The following is a 16,867-nucleotide window of genomic DNA, read 5'->3' as shown; positions in this document are numbered from 1 at the left end:
CGTGGACTCCCTGAGTTCCCTGCTGGACGGCTTCGGCACCGCCCTGTCGCCCGGCAACATCCTGTGGGCCGCCCTCGGCGTGCTGCTCGGCACGGCCATCGGCGTCCTCCCCGGCATCGGCCCCGCCATGGCGGTCGCCCTGCTGCTCCCCGTCACCTACGGCCTCGAACCCACCGCCGCGTTCATCATGTTCGCGGGCATCTACTACGGCGGCATGTTCGGCGGGTCCACGACGTCCATCCTCCTCAACACCCCGGGGGAGACCGCCTCCGTCGTCGCCGCCATCGAGGGCTACCCGATGGCCCGTTCGGGACGCGGCGCGCAGGCACTCGCGGCCGCCGCCATCGGCCACTTCACCGGCGGCATGATCGGCACGCTGCTGCTGGTGCTGCTCGCGCCGTTCATCGCCGACTGGGCCGTGGACATCCAGGCCGCCGACTACTTCGCCATCATGGTGCTCGCCTTCATCGCCGTCACGTCGGTCCTCGGCGGCTCCCGGATACGCGGCTTCGCGTCGCTGCTGACCGGCCTCACCATCGGGCTCGTCGGCCTCGACGCGACGACGGGGCAGCAGCGCCTCACCTTCGGCGTCCTCCAGCTCGCCGACGGCATCGACGTGGTGATCGTCGCCGTCGGCCTGTTCGCCATCGGCGAGGCCCTGTGGGTGGCGATGCACCTGCGCCGCCGCGCCGACGGGCCGATCCCCGTCGGCCGCCCCTGGCTCGGACGGGGCGACCTGCGCCGGACGTGGAAACCGTGGCTGCGCGGCCCGGCGATCGGCTTCCCCTTCGGCGCCATCCCCGCCGGAGGCGCCGAGATACCCACCTTCCTCTCCTACGCGGCGGAGAAGCGCCTCTCGCGCCACCGCGACGAGTTCGGCAAGGGCGCGATCGAGGGCGTCGCTGGCCCCGAGTCGGCCGCCTCCGCCTCCGCCGCCGGGACGCTCGCGTCGATGCTGACCCTCGGCCTGCCCACCACGGCCGTCGCCGCCGTGATGCTGGCCGCCTTCCAGACGTACGGCATCCAGCCGGGGCCGCTGCTGTTCGAGCGCGAGTCCGAGCTGGTGTGGGGCCTGATCGCGTCCCTCTTCGTCGGCATGGTGATGCTGCTGGTGCTCAACCTGCCGCTGGCGCCCGTCTGGGCCAAGCTGCTGCGCATCCCGCGCCACTACCTGTACGCGGGCATCCTCTTCTTCGCGGCGGTCGGCGCGTACGCGGTCGGCGGCGACGCGTTCGACCTCTTCCTGCTGCTGGTCATCGGCCTGCTCGGGCTGCTGATGCGGAGGTACGGGCTGCCGGTCCTGCCCGCCGTCCTCGGCGTCATCCTCGGGCCGACCGCCGAACTCCAGCTGCGCCGCGCCCTCCAGATCAGCGACGGCAGCCTGTCCGGGCTCGTGGACACGCCCCTGTCGACCGGCGTCTACGCGCTGGTCGCCGCCGTCCTGCTCTGGCCCCTGCTCCGTCCGCTCGCGCGCCGCCCCCCGCGCGCGGGCTGACGGACGACCCCCGGTGCGGCGGCCCCCCATCCGCCGCACCGGGCGGTCACCCCGCCGGTGCGGGCTCAGCCGATCTCGAAGGAGCGGCGCGACAGGCCCATCATGTGGCCGTCGATCACCGAACGGGCGGGCCGCGGCGCGTCGCCGGCCGCGCCCAGCGTGACGAACAGCGGCAGGAAGTGGTCCGGCGTGGGGTGCGCGTACGGCATGCCGGGCGCGCGGTCGGTCCAGGCGGACAGCTCGTCCAGGTCGCCGCGCGTCACCGCGTCGGCGGCCCAGGCGTCGAAGTCCGTGCCCCAGCCGGGCACCGTGCGGCCCGTCAGCATCTCCCGGGTCAGGAACGGCAGTCCGTGCACCATGAAGCCCGAGCCGACGACGAGCACGCCCTCCTCCCGCAGCGGCCCGAGGCGGCGGCCCAGATCGAGCAGCCGCGCCGGGTCGTGCGTGGGCAGGGACAGCTGGAGCACGGGGATGTCGGCAAGGGGATACATCGCCATCAGCGGCACCCACGCGCCGTGGTCGAGGCCGCGGGCCGGGTGCTGGTGCACGGGCTCGGCGTCGGGCATCGTCGCGGCGACGCGGCGGGCGAGCGCGGAGGCGTCCGGCGTGTCGTACCGCATGCGGTAGTAGCGCGGGTGGAAGCCGCCGAAGTCGTACACCAGCGGGGTGTGCGCGGCGGGCGCGGACAGTGTCGGCGGTGCGGTCTCCCAGTGGGCGGAGACGATGAGGACCGCGCGTGGCTTCGGCAGCGACTGCGCCCAGGCGAACAGCGCGTCGATCCACGGCCCGTCGTCGAACAGCGGGGGAGCGCCGTGGCTCAGGTAGAGCGCGGGCAGCGGCCCGTCGGCCGGGGTCCACGCCCGGTGGGCGCGGGCGCGGGGGAGCGCGCCGGGCAGGAAGGCGTCGTAGGCCCCGGCGGGAACGGCGGGGTCGAGCAGACCGGGCATGCGGCTCGTCAGTCCTTCAGCAGCTCGGCGAGCGTGTCGCGCAGCGGGGTGGTGGGGCGGCCGGTGAGCCGCGCCAGGTCGCCCGGTGTGTCGGCGAGCGCGCCCGCGGCGATGTCGGTCTCCATCCCGGCGAGCATCCGCGCCACCTCCTCGGGGACGCCGTTCCCGGCGAGCGCCGCCGCGTACGCGTCGGGCGTGAGGTCGCGGTGGACGACGGGGGTCCCGGCGACGTCGGCGAGGGTCGCGGCGAACTCGGCCATCGTCCAGGCGGTGTCGCCCGACAGCTCGTACACCGCGCCCGCGTGGACGTCCCCGCCGGTCAGGACCGCGGCGGCGGCGTCGGCGTAGTCGGCGCGGGAGGCGGAGGCGATGCGGCCCTCGCCGGTGGCGCCGATGACCGTGCCGGTCGCGACGCCCTGGCGGGCGGTGGGGGCGTAGTTCTCGGTGTACCAGCCGTTGCGCAGCAGGACGTGGGGCAGCCCCGAGGCGGCGAGGTACTCCTCGGTGGCGCGGTGCTCGGGGGCGATGGACAGCGTGGCGTCGTCGGCGTGCAGCACGCTCGTGTACGCCAGCAGCCGCACCCCGGCGGCGCGGGCCGCGTCGATCACGGCCTGGTGCTGGGGTATGCGGCGGCCGACGTCGTTGCCCGACACCAGCAGGACGCGGTCCGCGCCCTCGAAGGCGGCGGCGAGCGTGCCGGGCCGGTCGTAGTCCGCCTCGCGGACCACGACGCCGAGCGCGGCGAGACCGGCGGCCCGCTCGGGGGAGCGCACGGCGGCGACGACCTCCCCGGCGGGCACGCCGCGGCGCAGCAGCGCCTCGACGGCGAGACGGCCGAACGGGCCGGTGGCGGCGGTGACGACGATCATGGTGGTGCCTCGTTCTCGTGCGATGGGGGCGGGGGTGTCAGGGGACGGACGGCAGGGACGGGTCGGGGCCGATCGCGTCGTTGATGCGGCAGCCGATCTCCCGCAGCTGCGCCAGCTGCGCGGCCGTGAGCGGATCCACCACCAGGCGGCGGACCTCGGCGACGTGCCCCGGCGCGGTCGCCACGACCTTGGCCCACCCGTCGTCGGTGAGGGTGGCCAGCGTGCGGCGCCCGTCGGCCGGGTCGGCCGTGCGGCGGACCCAGCCGCGTTCCTCCAGGCGCCGCACGGTGTGCGACAGCCGGGAGAGCGAGCCGTCCGAGCAGCGCGCCAGCTCGCCCATGCGCTGGGTGCGCCCCGGGGCGGTCGAGAGCCCGGCCATGACCTGGTACTCGAAGTGGCTGATCCCGGCGTCCCGCCGCAGCTGGGCGTCCAGCGCGGCGGGGAGCCGTACGACCGTGCTGACGAGCGCGAGCCACGCCCGCTGCTCGTCCTCGTCCAGCCACCTGGCGGTGTCCGCGTCGTCCATGCCCCCACCGTAACTTGAAGCGTCAAGTGAACGGCGGGCGGGCCGGTCGCGTGCTCCTCTCAGCCCTTCACGGAACCGGCGGCGAACCCGGACGTCACCTGCCGCTGCATGAGCAGGAAGATCAGCAGCGCGGGCAGCGCGAACAGCGTGGACGCGGCCATCGTGGCGCCCCAGTCGGTGCCGAAGGTGTTCTGGAACGACGTGAGCCACACCGGCAGCGTCCGGCTGTCCTGGTCGTTGATGATCAGGAAGTTGGCGTACGCGAACTCGTTCCACGCCGTGATGAACCCGAACAGCGACGTCGCCATCAGCCCCGGCGCCAGCAGCGGGAACACCACGCGCCGGAACGCCGCCGGCCGCGTGCAGCCGTCCACCTGCGCCGCCTCCTCCAGCTCGGCGGGGACCGTCGCGAGGAAGCTGCGCAGCACGACGATGGTGAACGGCAGCGTGATCATGAAGTAGACCAGCGTCAGCGTCGGCAGCCGGTCCAGCATCCCCGCGTCGCGCGACATCAGGTAGATGGGGATGATCAGCGACTCCCACGGCGCCATCTGCGCCGCGAAGACCATCAGCAGGAAGCCGCGCCGCCCCCGCCACCGCATCCGCGCGACGGCGAACGACGCGGCCAGCGCCACCAGCAGCGCCAGCAGCACCGCGCTGACGGTGACCAGCAGGCTGTTGCGCCAGTACAGCCAGAAGCCGTCCGCCTCCACCGCCGTCCTGAAGTGGTCGAACGTCCAGCTGAACGGCACGAGCCGCGGGCTGTCCGTCTGGATGTCCCCGGTGGGCTTGAACGCCGTGGAGATCATCCAGTACACGGGGAACACGCAGAAGACGAACACCACGACGGCCGCACCGCTGCGCAGCGGGTGGCGCCTGCGGCGGACCGGGCGCGGGGGAGCGGTGGCGGTCACAGCTCGGCCTCCTGCTTGTAGAGCTGGCGGAAGTAGACGACGAGGACGCCCGACATGAACGCGACGGTCACGACGGACGCGGCGGTCCCCAGGTCGTACCGCTGCGCGGCGAGGGCGGTCTGCACCGCGTAGACCGGCAGCAGTGTCGTGGCGTCCCCGGGGCCGCCCTGCGTCATGACCCAGATCTGGACGAACGCGCGGAACGTCCAGATCACCTCCAGGCAGATGACCAGCATGAAGACGGGCCGCAGCATCGGGAAGGTGACGGAGCGGAACGTCTGGAAGGCGCTCGCCCCGTCGAGGCGCGCCGCCTCGTTCAGCTCGGCCGGCACGGTCGTCAGCGCCGCGTAGAGCGTGACCGCGGCGAACGGCACCGACTGCCACACCACCAGCACCACCAGGATGGTGAACGCGGCGGGCCCGTTCGCGAGCCACGCGTAGCGGTCGAACGAGTCGAGGCCCAGGCTCGTCAGCGCCCAGTTGACGATGCCGTACTCGGAGTGGAACAGCCACTGGAACACGGTCGTCGCCGCGATCACCGGCATGCCCCAGGCGAGGACGAGGCCGCTGAGGACGGCGGTCCTGCCGAAGCGCCCGAGCCGCGCGATCAGCAGCGCGACGAGCGTGGCGAGCACGACGATCAGCACGACGTTGACCGCCATGAAGAGGAAGGTCCTGCGGACGACCTCCCAGAAACGGGGGTCGGTCAGCAGCGTGCGGTAGTTCTCCAGGCCGACGAACTCGGCGTCGCCGCTGATGAGTTCGCGCAGCCCGTAGCGCTGCGTCGAGATGACGAGGGCGCGCAGCAGCGGGTAGACCAGCAGGAACGCGGCGCCCGCCACCGTGGGGGCAATCAGCAGGTACGGCCACCAGCCGGCGGCGCGTGCGCGGCGGCGCGTACGGGCGGCCCCGCGCCCGGCGCGTCCGCCGGGCGCGGTGGCGACCGCGGCGGTCCCGGGGGAGGCGGGCGGGGGCGCGGACGCGGTGGTGCGGGGGCCGGTGACCGGCATCGGATGTCCCTTCGCTTCCGACGGGCGCCGGGTCAGGGGTTCATCGCCCGGGTGATGACCTCGGACGCCTCGGCCGCGGCGTCCGCCGGGTCCTGGCCGGTGAGGACGGCCGTCATGTAGTCCTTGATCGGGTTCTCGGCCTCGACGGCGGCCCAGGTCGGCGTGTTGGGCGTGGCGCGGCCGCTGGCGGCGCCCGCGGCCATGGCGGCGGTGCCCGGGTCGTCGGCCACGACGCCGGACAGGCTCGTCTTGTTCGGCACATAGCTCATCGCGGCGGCGAGCCGGGACTGCCAGTCGTCGCCGGTCAGTTCCTCGATGAACGTGTACGCGTCGTCCTGGTTGCCGGCCGCCGCCGGGATGACGAGGTCGGAGCCGCCGGTGAAGACGGAGCCGGGCGCGTCGGCGGTGATGCCGGGGACGGGGAAGAAGCCGATGCGGCCCTCCAGTTCGGGGTTCTGCTCGGTGATCAGCCGGGCGCCGCCGGGGACGGCCACGATCTGCGCGACCTCCTGCGAGGCGAACACCTCGACCTGCGGCGGCTCCGCCTCGTCCGAGTCGCGCGGGCCCTGGCCGAGCGCCTGCAGCTGCCGGTAGAAGTCCATCCCGGCGAGCGCCTCGGGGGTGTCGAGCGCGCCCTCCCAGCGGCCGTCGTTCTCCACGGCGAGGTCGCCGCCCTCGTCCCAGATGAAGCCGGACAGCACGTACCAGTTCTGGCCGGGGAGGTAGACGCCCTGCTGGCCCTCGGGCTCGTTCAGGGCCTCGGTGGCCTCCAGCCAGGCGTCGCGGGTGGTCAGCGTGGTGGCGTCGATCCCGGCGGCCTCGAACAGGTCGGTGCGGTAGATCACGACGCGGTTGGCCGCGTAGTAGGGGATGCCGTACTGGGCGCCCTCGTACGCGCCGGGTTCGGCGAGGCCCGGCAGCCAGTCCTCGCCGCCGAGGTCGTCCACCCGGTCGCTCAGGTCGGTGAGGCCGCCGCTGGACGCGTACTGGGCGACCTGGGTGTTGCCGACCTCGATGACGTCGGGGGCGTCGCCGCTGGCGAGGGCGGCGGTGACGCGTTCGCCGATGCCGTTCCACTGCTGGATCTGGATGTTCAGCCGGATGTCCGGGTGCGCGTCCTCGAACGCGGTGGTGAACTCGTCCTGGAACTCCTGGCTGACGCTGTCGCGCATCAGCCACACGTCGAGGGTGCGCGGCCCGTCCGACCCGCCGGAGTCGTCCGAGCCGCTGGAACAGCCGCTCAGGGCGATGCCGGTGACGAGGGTGGTCACGCAGGCGAGGGTGCGGATCTTCACGGTTCACCTCGGGGTCTGGAACGGGACGGGCCGGGTGGTGCGGGGGGCCACGGCGCCGCGGGGCGGGCCGTGGCGGAGCGCGGCGGGCTGTGGCGGACGGGGCCGGGGGAGCGGCCGGAGCCGCCTGGGACGGTGCGCGGGAGCCTGGTGTGACGTACGGGGCGGGAGACGGCTGACGTGACCAATTGGCCTGCTGCGCGGTGATGAGAGTTGAAGGTGGCATAGACCTTTTGAACCCGTCAAGGGGCCGACCACCGCCCGCAGGTAACGAATCGACGGCCCCCGTGTTTCCTGTGCCGCGTCCGGGCGGCGGCGCCAACTGACGGCCGCGCCGCTGTCGTTGATCATCCGGGCTGGCCCGAACAGACCTCTTGACGGCGCCCTCCGACTGCTGCCACTTTCTTACCAATACCGGCCCTTGGCTTACCAATTGGATCGGTTGTCGCGGACAGCGATCCCCCGCATGCCCGGCCGCCGGTCCGGGCACCCCCAGGACCGGAGGCCCCTGTGCTCGTCCCGCTGCCCAGCCATCTCCTGGAGCGATCCGGCCACTTCGTCCTCGACCAGGACACCGCCCTGCGCGTCACCCCCGGCACCGAGGACGCCGCCGACCTGCTGCGCGCCGCCATCACCCCCGGCACGGGACTGCCCCTGCCCGCCCGCGCCGACGGACGCGTCACGCTCACCCTCGACCACGCACTCGGCGGCCTGGGCCCCGAGGGCTACGGCCTGACCGTCAGCCCGCAGGCCGTCATCCTCCGGGCCGCCACCCCTGCCGGCCTGCGCCACGGCGTCCACACCCTGGCCCAACTCCTGCCGCCCCCCGCCCTGTCCGCCACCCCCGTACGCGGCATCCCCTGGGAACTGCCCTGCGTCGAGATCACCGACCGGCCCCGCTTCGCATGGCGCGGCGCCATGCTCGACGTCGCACGCCACTTCATGCCCATCGACTTCGTCCACCGCTTCGTGGACCTGCTCGCGCTCCACAAACTCAACGTCCTCCACCTGCACCTGACCGACGACCAGGGCTGGCGCATGCCCGTCCCCGCCTACCCCGCCCTGACCGGCACCGGCGCCTGGCGCACCCGCTCCCGCCTGGGCCGGCGCACCAGCGGCCAGTGGGACGACACCCCCCACGGCGGCTCCTACACCCGCGCCGAACTGACCGGCCTCGTCGCCCACGCCGCCTCCCGCGGCATCACCGTCGTCCCCGAGGTCGAGATGCCGGGCCACGCCCGCGCCGCCATCGCCGCCTACCCCCACCTCGGCACCGTCCCAGGACGCGAACTCCCCGTCTGGACCGACTGGGGCGTGTGCGACACGGTGCTCGGCGTCCACGACGAGGTCCTCGACTTCTGCCGCGCCGTCCTGACGGAGGTGATGGACGTCTTCCCGTCCCCCTACGTCCACATCGGCGGCGACGAGTGCCCCGCCGGGGAATGGCAGAGCGACCCCAGGGCGCGGCAGCGTGTCCACGACGAGGGGCTGCCCGGCACACCCGCGCTGCGCGGCTGGTTCCTGCGGCGCATCGCGTCCTTCCTCCAGGAGCACGGCCGCACCCCCGTCACCTGGGACGAGGGCGAGGCCGACGCGCTCCCGCCTGACGTGCTCACCATGCCGTGGCGCACCACGGCGCACGCGCGTGCCGCCGTCGCGCGCGGCCACCGCGTCGTGACGACACCGTTCCGCCACACGTACCTGGACTACGCCAGGTCGGACGACCCCGCCGAACGCCTCGGCCAGCCCGGGCCCGTGACGCTCGACGACATCACCGGCTGGGACCCGGCACCCGCCGCCGAGTACGGCGCGGACGCGGCGTCCGTCCTCGGCACGCAGGCGCAGCTGTGGAGCGAGCTGATGCCCACGCCCGCCCACGTCGAGTACCAGGCGTTCCCCCGCCTCGCCGCCCTCGCCGACGTCGCCTGGCGCGCACCCGGCGACGCGGGCGGCGAGGGCCCCAGGTCGTTCGCCGCCCGGCTCGTCCGGCACGGCGACCGGCTCGACGCCCTCGGCGTGCGCCACCGCACGCCACCGAGTCCCACGGGCCTGGAGAACGCCGCCGCCCGCCTCTGACCCGCACCCCCTTGTCGCACCACCCCACCGGAGAAGGAGAAACGATGCGTCGCAGACGTACGGCACGCCCCTTACGCCGCCTGGCCGTCCTCGCCGCCGTCCTCGGCCTGGCCGCGGGCGCGGGCGTCACCGCCACCGCCGCACCGGCCACCACCGCGGCGGACGGCCCCCAGGTGGTCGCCCAGTACCGCACCAGCAGCTCCTCGGGCACCGCCGACCAGGCCGAACCCTGGTTCCGACTGGTCAACACCGGCACCACGCCCGTACAGCTCAGCCAGCTCACCATCCGCTACTACTTCACGGCCGAATCGGCGGGCACCGGCTACCGGTTCAGCTGCTCCTGGGCCGTACGCGGCTGCGCCAACGTCACCGGCACGTTCGGCCTGCTGAACGCCCCGACCGCCACCGCCGACCGCTACCTGGAGGTCGGCTTCACCGGCGGCGCGGGCACCCTCGCCCCCGGCGCCGACACCGGCGACCTCCAGCTGCGCTACCACCGCACCGACTGGCAGCGCCTCACCCAGTCCGACGACTACTCGTTCAACGGCGCGCAGACCTCGTACGCCCCCTGGCAGCGCGTCACCGTGCAGTTCGACGGCGGCCTCGTCTGGGGCACCGCGCCCGAGGGCAACGACCCGGGCGAGCCCGAGGAGCCGGGCGAGCCGGGCGAACCCCCGTCCCGCGCGCTGTTCGACGACTTCAGCTACACCGGCCACACCGACCCCCGCCTCGCGCAGCGCGGCTGGGTCGTCCGCTCCAACTCCGGCGGCCCCGGCGTGCCCGGCGCCACCTGGGCGGCGGACAACATCACGTTCCCGACCTCGGGCGGCTCCACCGTGCTCAACCTGGAGTCCGGCACCAACGGCACCGCCGCCGGCACCGAGCAGTCCGAGCTGTACACCTCGTCGGTCAAGTTCCGCAACGGCACCTACGCCGCCCGCGTCCGCTTCTCCGACGCCCCCCGCTCTGGCCCCGACGGCGACCGCCTGGTGCAGACGTTCTTCACCATCAACGACCTCCAGGCGCCGATGCACCCGGACTACGCCGAGTACGACTTCGAGTACCTCCCCAACGGCGGCTGGGGCGAGCCGTCGAACATCCTGTACGCCACCTCCTGGGAGACCTACCGGCCCGACCCCTGGGAGGCGGTCAACGCCCACAGCGAGGAGCGCACCAGCTTCGCCGGCTGGCACGACCTCGTCATCACCATCGACGGCCAGAGCATCCGCTACTACGTCGACGGCCGCCTCTTCGGCGTCCACGGCGAGCCGTACCTGCCGGAGCGCGCCATGTCGATCAACTTCAACCAGTGGTTCATCGACCTTGCGGGCCAGACCAGCACCACCCCCCGCGCGTACGACCAGCAGGTGGACTACGTCTTCCACGCCGCCGACACCGTGCTGACACCGCAGCAGGTCAACGCCCTCGTCGCCGACTACCGCGCCGACGGCGTCGCCTTCCAGGACACCGTCCCCGCCTCCTGACCCCCCTCCGCCCGGCCGGTGCGCGCGTCCGGCGCGCACCGGCCGGACCCAACTGGTCATATGCTGGTCAACGACCATCGCCGACACGGGGACGCGGGGAGGCCGGGATGCCCAGGGGGCCGCAGGGCGCAGCGCTCAAACGGGACCGCGTACGCGACCATCTGCTCGAACTCATCGAGGAGCGGCGGCCGGGCGACGCCATCCCCTCCGAACGCTCCCTGTGCGCGCGGCTCGACGTGTCACGCCCCACCCTGCGCGCCGCCGTGGACGAACTGGTCGCGACCGGCCAGCTCGTACGGGAGCACGGCCGCGGCATGTTCATCGCCCCCGGCAAGATCACACAGGAACTCGTCTCCCGCGCCGACGCGTTCACCGTCCCGCCCGCCTCAGGCGCCTGGAGCAGCCGGGTCCTCGCGCACGGCGTCCAGGCGGCGGGCGCCCGCGTCGGCCGCAAGCTGCGGATGTCCCCGGCCGGGCGGATCGTCCACTGCGCCAGGCTGCGCCTGGTCGAGTCGGTCCCGATGGCCGTCGAGTACCTCCACCTGCCCGCCGACCTGGTGCCGGGACTCGGCGAGGAGGAGCTGACCACCGGCGACCTCTACGACCACCTGCGCGAACGGCACGGCATCCGGGTCCGCGAGGCCGTCCAGTCGATCGAGCCCACCGTCGTCAGCGAGGAGGAGGCGGACCTCCTCGACGTCCCGCCGTTCTCCCCGGCGCTGCTCTTCGAACGGATCACGACGGACGACGAGCACCGCGTCGTCGAGTACTGCCACTCCCTCTACCGGGGCGACCGGTACCGCATCATGTCCCGCCTCACCCTGGGCACCGCGGCGCCCGCCACCGCCCCGCAAGGCGGCCACCACCCCGGCATGCCCCCCGCGGGCCCGGCAACGGGCCGCCCCATCCTGTCCACCACGACAGGCGACATCCACCCCGCCGACTAGCGCGTCACGCCGTCAACTCCCGGCGGGCGGCGCGCCGGTGGAGTCGCGGACGACCAGGCGCGGGTGCGACACCCAGCGGCGTGCCGCGTCGCGGCCCTCGACGCGCTCCAGCGCGAGCAGCGCCGCGTTGCGGCCCATCTCGGCGCCGTGCTGCGCGATGGTGGTAAGGGAGAAACGGGGGTGCGAGGCGAACTGGGTGTCGTCGTATCCGGCCACCGACACGTCCGCCGGGACGCCCAGACCGCGCTCCGCCAGGGCCCGCAGCGAGCCGAACGCACCCTGGTCCGAGCCTACGAACAGGGCGGTCGGCGCGTGCCCCTCGTCGAGCAGCCGGGCCGTCGCGTCGCAGGTGCCCTGCTCGCTGCCACGGGTGTGGACCACGTGGATGTGCTCGGCCAGGCCGAGCCGCCGCATCGCCTCCCGGTACCCGTCCTCGCGCACGCTGTGCGGGCTCTGCGCCAGGCTGCGCGGCGGTTCGGTGATCACGTGCGACACGTGCGTGATCCGCCGGTGCCCGAGACCGGCGAGGTGCTCGACCATCAGCGCGGCGCCCGTCCGGTCGTCGTCCACGACGCTGTCGTACGCCACGGCCGCGTCGTGCCGGGCGACCACGACGGTGGGCACCCGCCGCGCGAATTCCTCAAGCCAGGACGCGGCGACGGTCGGCGAGACGACGATCATGGCGTCCACCGACCGGTCCCACAGGGCCTCCATGCCGGGGTTGCGCTCCTCCGTCTCGTGGTCGAAGGGCGCGACGAGCATCCGGTACGGGGTGGCGTCGAGCGCGTCGTAGATCCCGTCGAGGACGTCCGCGAAGAACTGGCCGCGCAGCATCGGCAGGGCGACGCCGACCGTGTGCGTCGAGGTGCGCATGGCGCGGGCGCTCTCGCGCGGCCGGTACCCCAGCTCGTCGATCGCCGCCCCGACACGCTCCCGCATCGCGGGGCTGACGCCGTACGCGTCGCGCAGCACCTTCGAGACGGCCGCCCGTGACACCCCCGCCGCCTCGGCGACGTCCGAGATGGTCGGTCGGCGGAGCGGTGAGCGGTCCATGCCCCCAACCTAACCGAGCGTCGCCGCTCCCTCCCGCGCCGGGATCGGTACGGCAGGACCCTTGCGCTTTGTAGATCGATCTACGAACATGATGCGGCGGTGAGACAGCACGCCGCAAAACAAACAGATCTGTCTAGAGTCGTCGGAACAGCGCAAAGAGGGATCAATGTCGATCAGTGCTACGGGCAGCAAGCGCGCCTGGCGGACAGCCGTCCTCGGCGGCATGGCCTCCTACATGGACGCGGCCACCATCATCAGCACGGGCACCGCCCTCGTGCTCTACAAGGACCACCTCGGCCTCAGCTCCTGGACCATCGGCTTCCTCTCCGCGATGCTGACCCTCGGACTCGGCATCGGCGCGCTCCTCGGCGGGCGCCTCGGGGACCTGCTCGGCCGCCGCCGCGTCTTCACCTACGACCTCGTCGTCTTCGCCGCCGGTCTTGCCCTGCTCGCCTTCGCGGTGAACTCCTGGATGCTCTGCATAGGCGTGGCCGTCACCGGCCTCGCGATGGGCGCCGACATCCCGACGTCCCTGGCGCTCGTCGCCGAGGAGGCGCCCGAGGGCCGCCGCTCCCGGATGGTCGCCGCGTCCCAGGCCCTCTGGTCGGTCGGCGGGTTCGCCGCCTACCTGATCGGCTACCTGGTCTCCGACATGGAGGTCCTCGGCGCCCGCATCCTGTACAGCCACGTCCTGGTCGTCTCGCTGGTCGTGCTCGTCCTGCGCAGCCGCCTCGGCGAGTCCGAGGAGTGGCGCGCGGCCCACGCCGAGCAGCGGCACGTCCCGGCGGCCGCCGAGCGCGGCGACTCCGTACGGCACCTGCTCGCCGGCCCCATGGCCGCCGCCGTGATCGCCCTCGGGCTCTTCTACGCCATCGGCAATCTCGCGGCGAACACCTTCGGCCAGTTCCAGACCTACCTGTTCACCGAGGTCGCGGGCGCCGCCGTCTCCACGGCCACGCTCGTCGGCATGCTGGCCTACCCGGTCGGCATCTGCGCGGTCCTGTTCTACATGCGCAACGTCGAGGGCCCCGCCCGCATGTCGATCTTCACGGCAGGCATCGTCCTCATGGCGGGCGGCGCCGCCGTCACCCTGGTCTTCGGCCTCAACCTCACGACGCTGGTGATCCTCAAGCTCTGCGTCACCATCGGCAGCGCCTTCGCGGGCGAGATCATGTTCAAGGTCTGGGCGCAGGAGTTCTTCCCGACCCTGCTGCGCGGCACGGCGCAGGGCGTCGTCATGGCCTTCACCCGCCTCGTCTCCGCCGGATTCGCCCTGGTCACGCCGCGCATCCTCGACGTCAGCCACGACGCGCTGATCGCCATCCTCCTCGTCGGCGTGCTGATCTCGGGCCTGGTCGCCTGGCTGTGGATCGTGCCCCTGGCCCGCGCGCGGAAGCAGCGCGAGGACGACGCGGCGACGCTGCCCGCCGCCGCCGAGGCGGTCGCGCCGTGACCGCGGCGACCTCCGCGTACGCCGCCCCGTCCGCCATCCGGTTCGCGGACGACGCCGCCGCCCCCGGCAGCGCCCCCGCCGTCCTCGGCCGCGCGGCGCCCCGCCTCTCCTGGCAGCTCCCGCCCCTCCCCGGCGGCGCGCCCACCGCCCACCGCCTGCGGCTCACCCACGCCGACGGCCGCACCGAGACCCGCACCACCGCGTCACCGGAACAGGTACGCGCCCCCTGGCCGTTCGCGCTCCTGCCGTCCCGCGCCCGCGGCACCGTCGAGGTCGCCGTCCAGGCGGACGGCCGCTGGACCCCGTGGAGCGACCCGGCCCCGTTCGAGACGACGCTGCTGCACGCCGGCGACTGGCGGGCGCGCTTCGTCTCCCCGCGCACCCTCGGCGCCCCGCACGGTCCCGCCCCGCTGATCGGCCGCTCGTTCGAACTGCCCGCCGAGGCCACCCGCGCCCGCCTCCACCTCACCTCGCTCGGCATCCACATCGCCCGGCTCAACGGCCACCGCGTCACCGACGAGGAACTGGCCCCCGGCTGGACCTCCTACCGCCACCGCCTCCGCTTCCGCTCCCACGACGTCACCGCCGCCCTCAGGCCCGGCACGAACGAGCTGACCGCGCTCCTCGGCAACGGCTGGTACCGGGGCAAGCTCGGCGGCGCGGGCGAACGCGCCGTCTACGGCGACCGCCTCGCCCTCCTCGCCCAGCTGGAGGTCGAGTGCGCGGACGGCAGCACGCACGTCATCGCCACCGACGGCACCTGGCACGCGCACGACACCGGCGTCCTCGCCGACGACCTGTACGACGGCCAGACCACCGACCTGCGCCGCCCGCGCGGCGGCCCCGGGCCCGTGGACGTCCTCGACATCCCGCCCGGCCGCCTCTTCCCCGCCGACACGCCCCCCGTGCGCCCCGTCGCGCACCACCCGGCGGCGCCCCCCACCCGCACCCCGGCGCGCGCGCTGCTCTACGACTTCGGCGCCAACGTCGTCGGCCGCGTCCGCCTCGACGTACGCGGCGAGGCGGGCCGCGAGGTCACCGTCCGCCACGCGGAGGTGCTGGAGGACGGCGAGCTGAGCACCCGCCCCCTGCGCGGCGCCGCCGCCACCGACCGCTACATCCTGGCGGGCGGCGGCACCGAGACGCTCGACTCGCCCCTCACCTTCCACGGCTTCCGCTACGCGACCGTCGAAGGCGTCGCCCCCGAGGACATCCTGCGGGCCGAGGCCGTCGTCCTCAGCTCCGACCTGCGCCCCACCGGCACGTTCGACTGCTCCCACCCCGGCGTGCGCACCCTGCACGAGAACGTGGGCCGCAGCATGCGCGGCAACTTCCTCGACATCCCCACCGACTGCCCCCAGCGCGACGAACGCCTCGGCTGGACCGGCGACATCCAGATCTTCGCCCCCACCGCCGCGTTCCTCGCCGACTGCGACGCGTTCCTGGCCTCCTGGCTGCGCGACCTCGCCGCCGAGCAGCACCCGGACGGCACCGTCCCGTTCGCCGTGCCCGACGTGCACCGCAACATCCTCCCGGCCGCCGCCGCATGGGGCGACGCGGTGACCGTCGTGCCGTGGACGCTGTACGAGCGGTTCGGCGACCGCGACACGCTCGCCGAGCTGTACCCGGCCATGCGCCGCTGGGTGGACCACCTGGACCGCGCCGCGGGCGAGGACCACGTGTGGGCGGGCCGCTTCCAGTTCGGCGACTGGCTCGACCCGGCCGCCCCGCCGGACGAGCCGGGCGCCGCGCGGACCGACAAGGACCTCGTCGCCACCGCCCACTTCGCCCGCAGCGCCCGCATCCTCGCCGACACCGCCCGCCTCCTCGGCCACCACGAGGACGCGGCACGGTACGCGCGCCTCGCCGCCGACGTCAGGACCGCGTTCGCCGAGACCTTCGCCACCCCCGCCGGGCGCCTCCTCAGCGACACCCCGACCGCGTACGCCATGGCGCTGGTCTGGGACCTGCTGCCCTCGCCGCGGCAGCGCGCCACGGCGGGCGACCGCCTCGCCGACCTCGTACGGGCCAACGGCTTCCGCATGGCCACCGGCTTCGTCGGCACCCCGCTGATCACCGACGCGCTCACCGAGGCGGGCCACGCGCACCTCGCGTACCGGCTGCTGCTGGAGGAGTCCTGCCCGTCCTGGCTGTATCCGGTCACCATGGGCGCGACCACCATGTGGGAACGCTGGGACAGCATGCTGCCCGACGGCAGCGTCAACCCCGGGCAGATGACGTCGTTCAACCACTACGCGCTCGGCGCCGTCGCCGACTGGCTGCACCGGCGCGTCGCGGGGCTCGCGCCCGCGGCGCCCGGCTACCGCGAGATCGACGTATGCCCGGTGCCGGGCCCGGGGCTGGCGTGGGCGCGGGCCGCGCTCGACACGCCGTACGGGCGGGCCGCCGCCGGCTGGCGGGTCACCGGGGACCGGCTGGTGGTGGAGGTGACCGTGCCGCCCGGCGCGCACGCGACCGTACGGCTGCCCGGCGCGGCGGCCACGGGCGGCGAACGGGTCGGTCCCGGCGAGCACCGGTTCGAGGTCCCCTGGGCGTCCGGTGACGGGCGGCGCCCGGCCAGCATCCGCGAGGCCGTGGACGACGCCGCGCTGTGGACGGCGCTGGGAGAGGTGCTGGTGAAGGAGGGCGCGGTGCCCGACCTGGCCGCCACGTTCCCGCTGGCCGCGCGGGGGTTCGACCTGCCGCCGGAGCGGCTGGCCGAGGTCGTGCTGCCCCGGGCGCGCCGGGACCGGGTGGACCGGTTGCAGGAGGCGCTCGACGCGGTGCTCGCGGGGGAGTGA

At 74.0% G+C, this 16,867-nt stretch carries 13 protein-coding genes; 6 read left to right on the top strand and 7 right to left on the bottom strand.

Annotated elements, in window-relative coordinates; translation table 11 throughout:
• Window position 1 precedes the first annotated feature (1 nt).
• Entirely contained in the window at window positions 2–1,495 is a 1,494-nt protein-coding gene (locus ACIBPC_RS13775) for a tripartite tricarboxylate transporter permease (protein WP_398843957.1), read from the top strand.
• Window positions 1,496–1,560: 65 nt separating this feature from the next.
• On the opposite strand, the gene ACIBPC_RS13770 is transcribed toward ACIBPC_RS13775, so the two are convergent.
• Genes ACIBPC_RS13770 through ACIBPC_RS13745 form a run of 6 tightly spaced genes read right to left on the bottom strand, consistent with a single transcriptional unit; the run spans window position 1,561 to window position 7,056 of the window.
• Window positions 1,561–2,442, bottom strand: a complete 882-nt coding sequence (locus ACIBPC_RS13770; protein WP_398843956.1) for a dioxygenase — start codon at window positions 2,440–2,442, stop codon at window positions 1,561–1,563.
• 8 nt (window positions 2,443–2,450) lie between these two features.
• Complete coding sequence (locus ACIBPC_RS13765) at window positions 2,451–3,311, bottom strand: SDR family oxidoreductase (RefSeq protein ID WP_398843954.1); 861 nt, start codon at window positions 3,309–3,311, stop codon at window positions 2,451–2,453.
• 37 nt (window positions 3,312–3,348) lie between these two features.
• On the bottom strand, window positions 3,349–3,837 hold the full coding sequence (locus ACIBPC_RS13760; protein ID WP_362963077.1) for a MarR family transcriptional regulator: 489 nt from the start codon (window positions 3,835–3,837) through the stop codon (window positions 3,349–3,351).
• A 59-nt stretch (window positions 3,838–3,896) separates the two neighbouring features.
• Window positions 3,897–4,751, bottom strand: coding sequence for a carbohydrate ABC transporter permease (locus ACIBPC_RS13755; protein ID WP_362963079.1), 855 nt, complete (start codon window positions 4,749–4,751; stop codon window positions 3,897–3,899).
• A complete protein-coding gene (locus ACIBPC_RS13750) occupies window positions 4,748–5,761 on the bottom strand; it encodes a carbohydrate ABC transporter permease (RefSeq protein ID WP_398843951.1) in 1,014 nt (337 codons plus the stop codon). The genes ACIBPC_RS13755 and ACIBPC_RS13750 overlap by 4 nt, the downstream gene beginning before the upstream one ends.
• Before the next feature lie 32 nt (window positions 5,762–5,793).
• Complete coding sequence (locus ACIBPC_RS13745; RefSeq protein ID WP_398843949.1) at window positions 5,794–7,056, bottom strand: extracellular solute-binding protein; 1,263 nt, start codon at window positions 7,054–7,056, stop codon at window positions 5,794–5,796.
• A gap of 507 nt (window positions 7,057–7,563) precedes the next feature.
• Between ACIBPC_RS13745 and ACIBPC_RS13740 the strand changes: the two genes are divergently transcribed.
• The 3 genes from ACIBPC_RS13740 (at window position 7,564) to ACIBPC_RS13730 (ending at window position 11,560) form a co-directional block, all read left to right on the top strand.
• Window positions 7,564–9,129 (top strand): beta-N-acetylhexosaminidase, encoded by a 1,566-nt coding sequence (locus tag ACIBPC_RS13740; RefSeq protein ID WP_362963085.1) that lies wholly within the window; start codon window positions 7,564–7,566, stop codon window positions 9,127–9,129.
• 44 nt (window positions 9,130–9,173) lie between these two features.
• Complete coding sequence (locus ACIBPC_RS13735) at window positions 9,174–10,613, top strand: cellulose binding domain-containing protein (protein ID WP_398843945.1); 1,440 nt, start codon at window positions 9,174–9,176, stop codon at window positions 10,611–10,613.
• Window positions 10,614–10,720: 107 nt separating this feature from the next.
• Window positions 10,721–11,560: a GntR family transcriptional regulator gene (locus ACIBPC_RS13730; protein WP_362968592.1), complete on the top strand. Its 840-nt coding sequence runs from the start codon at window positions 10,721–10,723 to the stop codon at window positions 11,558–11,560.
• 12 nt (window positions 11,561–11,572) lie between these two features.
• On the opposite strand, the gene ACIBPC_RS13725 is transcribed toward ACIBPC_RS13730, so the two are convergent.
• Window positions 11,573–12,613 carry a LacI family DNA-binding transcriptional regulator gene (locus tag ACIBPC_RS13725; protein WP_398843941.1) on the bottom strand — a complete coding sequence of 347 codons (1,041 nt, stop codon included), beginning with the start codon at window positions 12,611–12,613 and terminating at the stop codon, window positions 11,573–11,575.
• A 166-nt stretch (window positions 12,614–12,779) separates the two neighbouring features.
• On the opposite strand from ACIBPC_RS13725, the gene ACIBPC_RS13720 reads away from it, so the two are divergent.
• Window positions 12,780–14,066, top strand: coding sequence for an MFS transporter (locus tag ACIBPC_RS13720; RefSeq protein WP_398843938.1), 1,287 nt, complete (start codon window positions 12,780–12,782; stop codon window positions 14,064–14,066).
• A complete protein-coding gene (locus ACIBPC_RS13715) occupies window positions 14,063–16,867 on the top strand; it encodes a family 78 glycoside hydrolase catalytic domain (RefSeq protein ID WP_398843935.1) in 2,805 nt (934 codons plus the stop codon). The genes ACIBPC_RS13720 and ACIBPC_RS13715 overlap by 4 nt, the downstream gene beginning before the upstream one ends.

This window comes from Streptomyces sp. NPDC049879, assembly GCF_044461265.1.
Lineage (GTDB): Bacteria > Actinomycetota > Actinomycetes > Streptomycetales > Streptomycetaceae > Streptomyces.
This window is presented reverse-complemented; position numbering and strand designations above follow the sequence as displayed.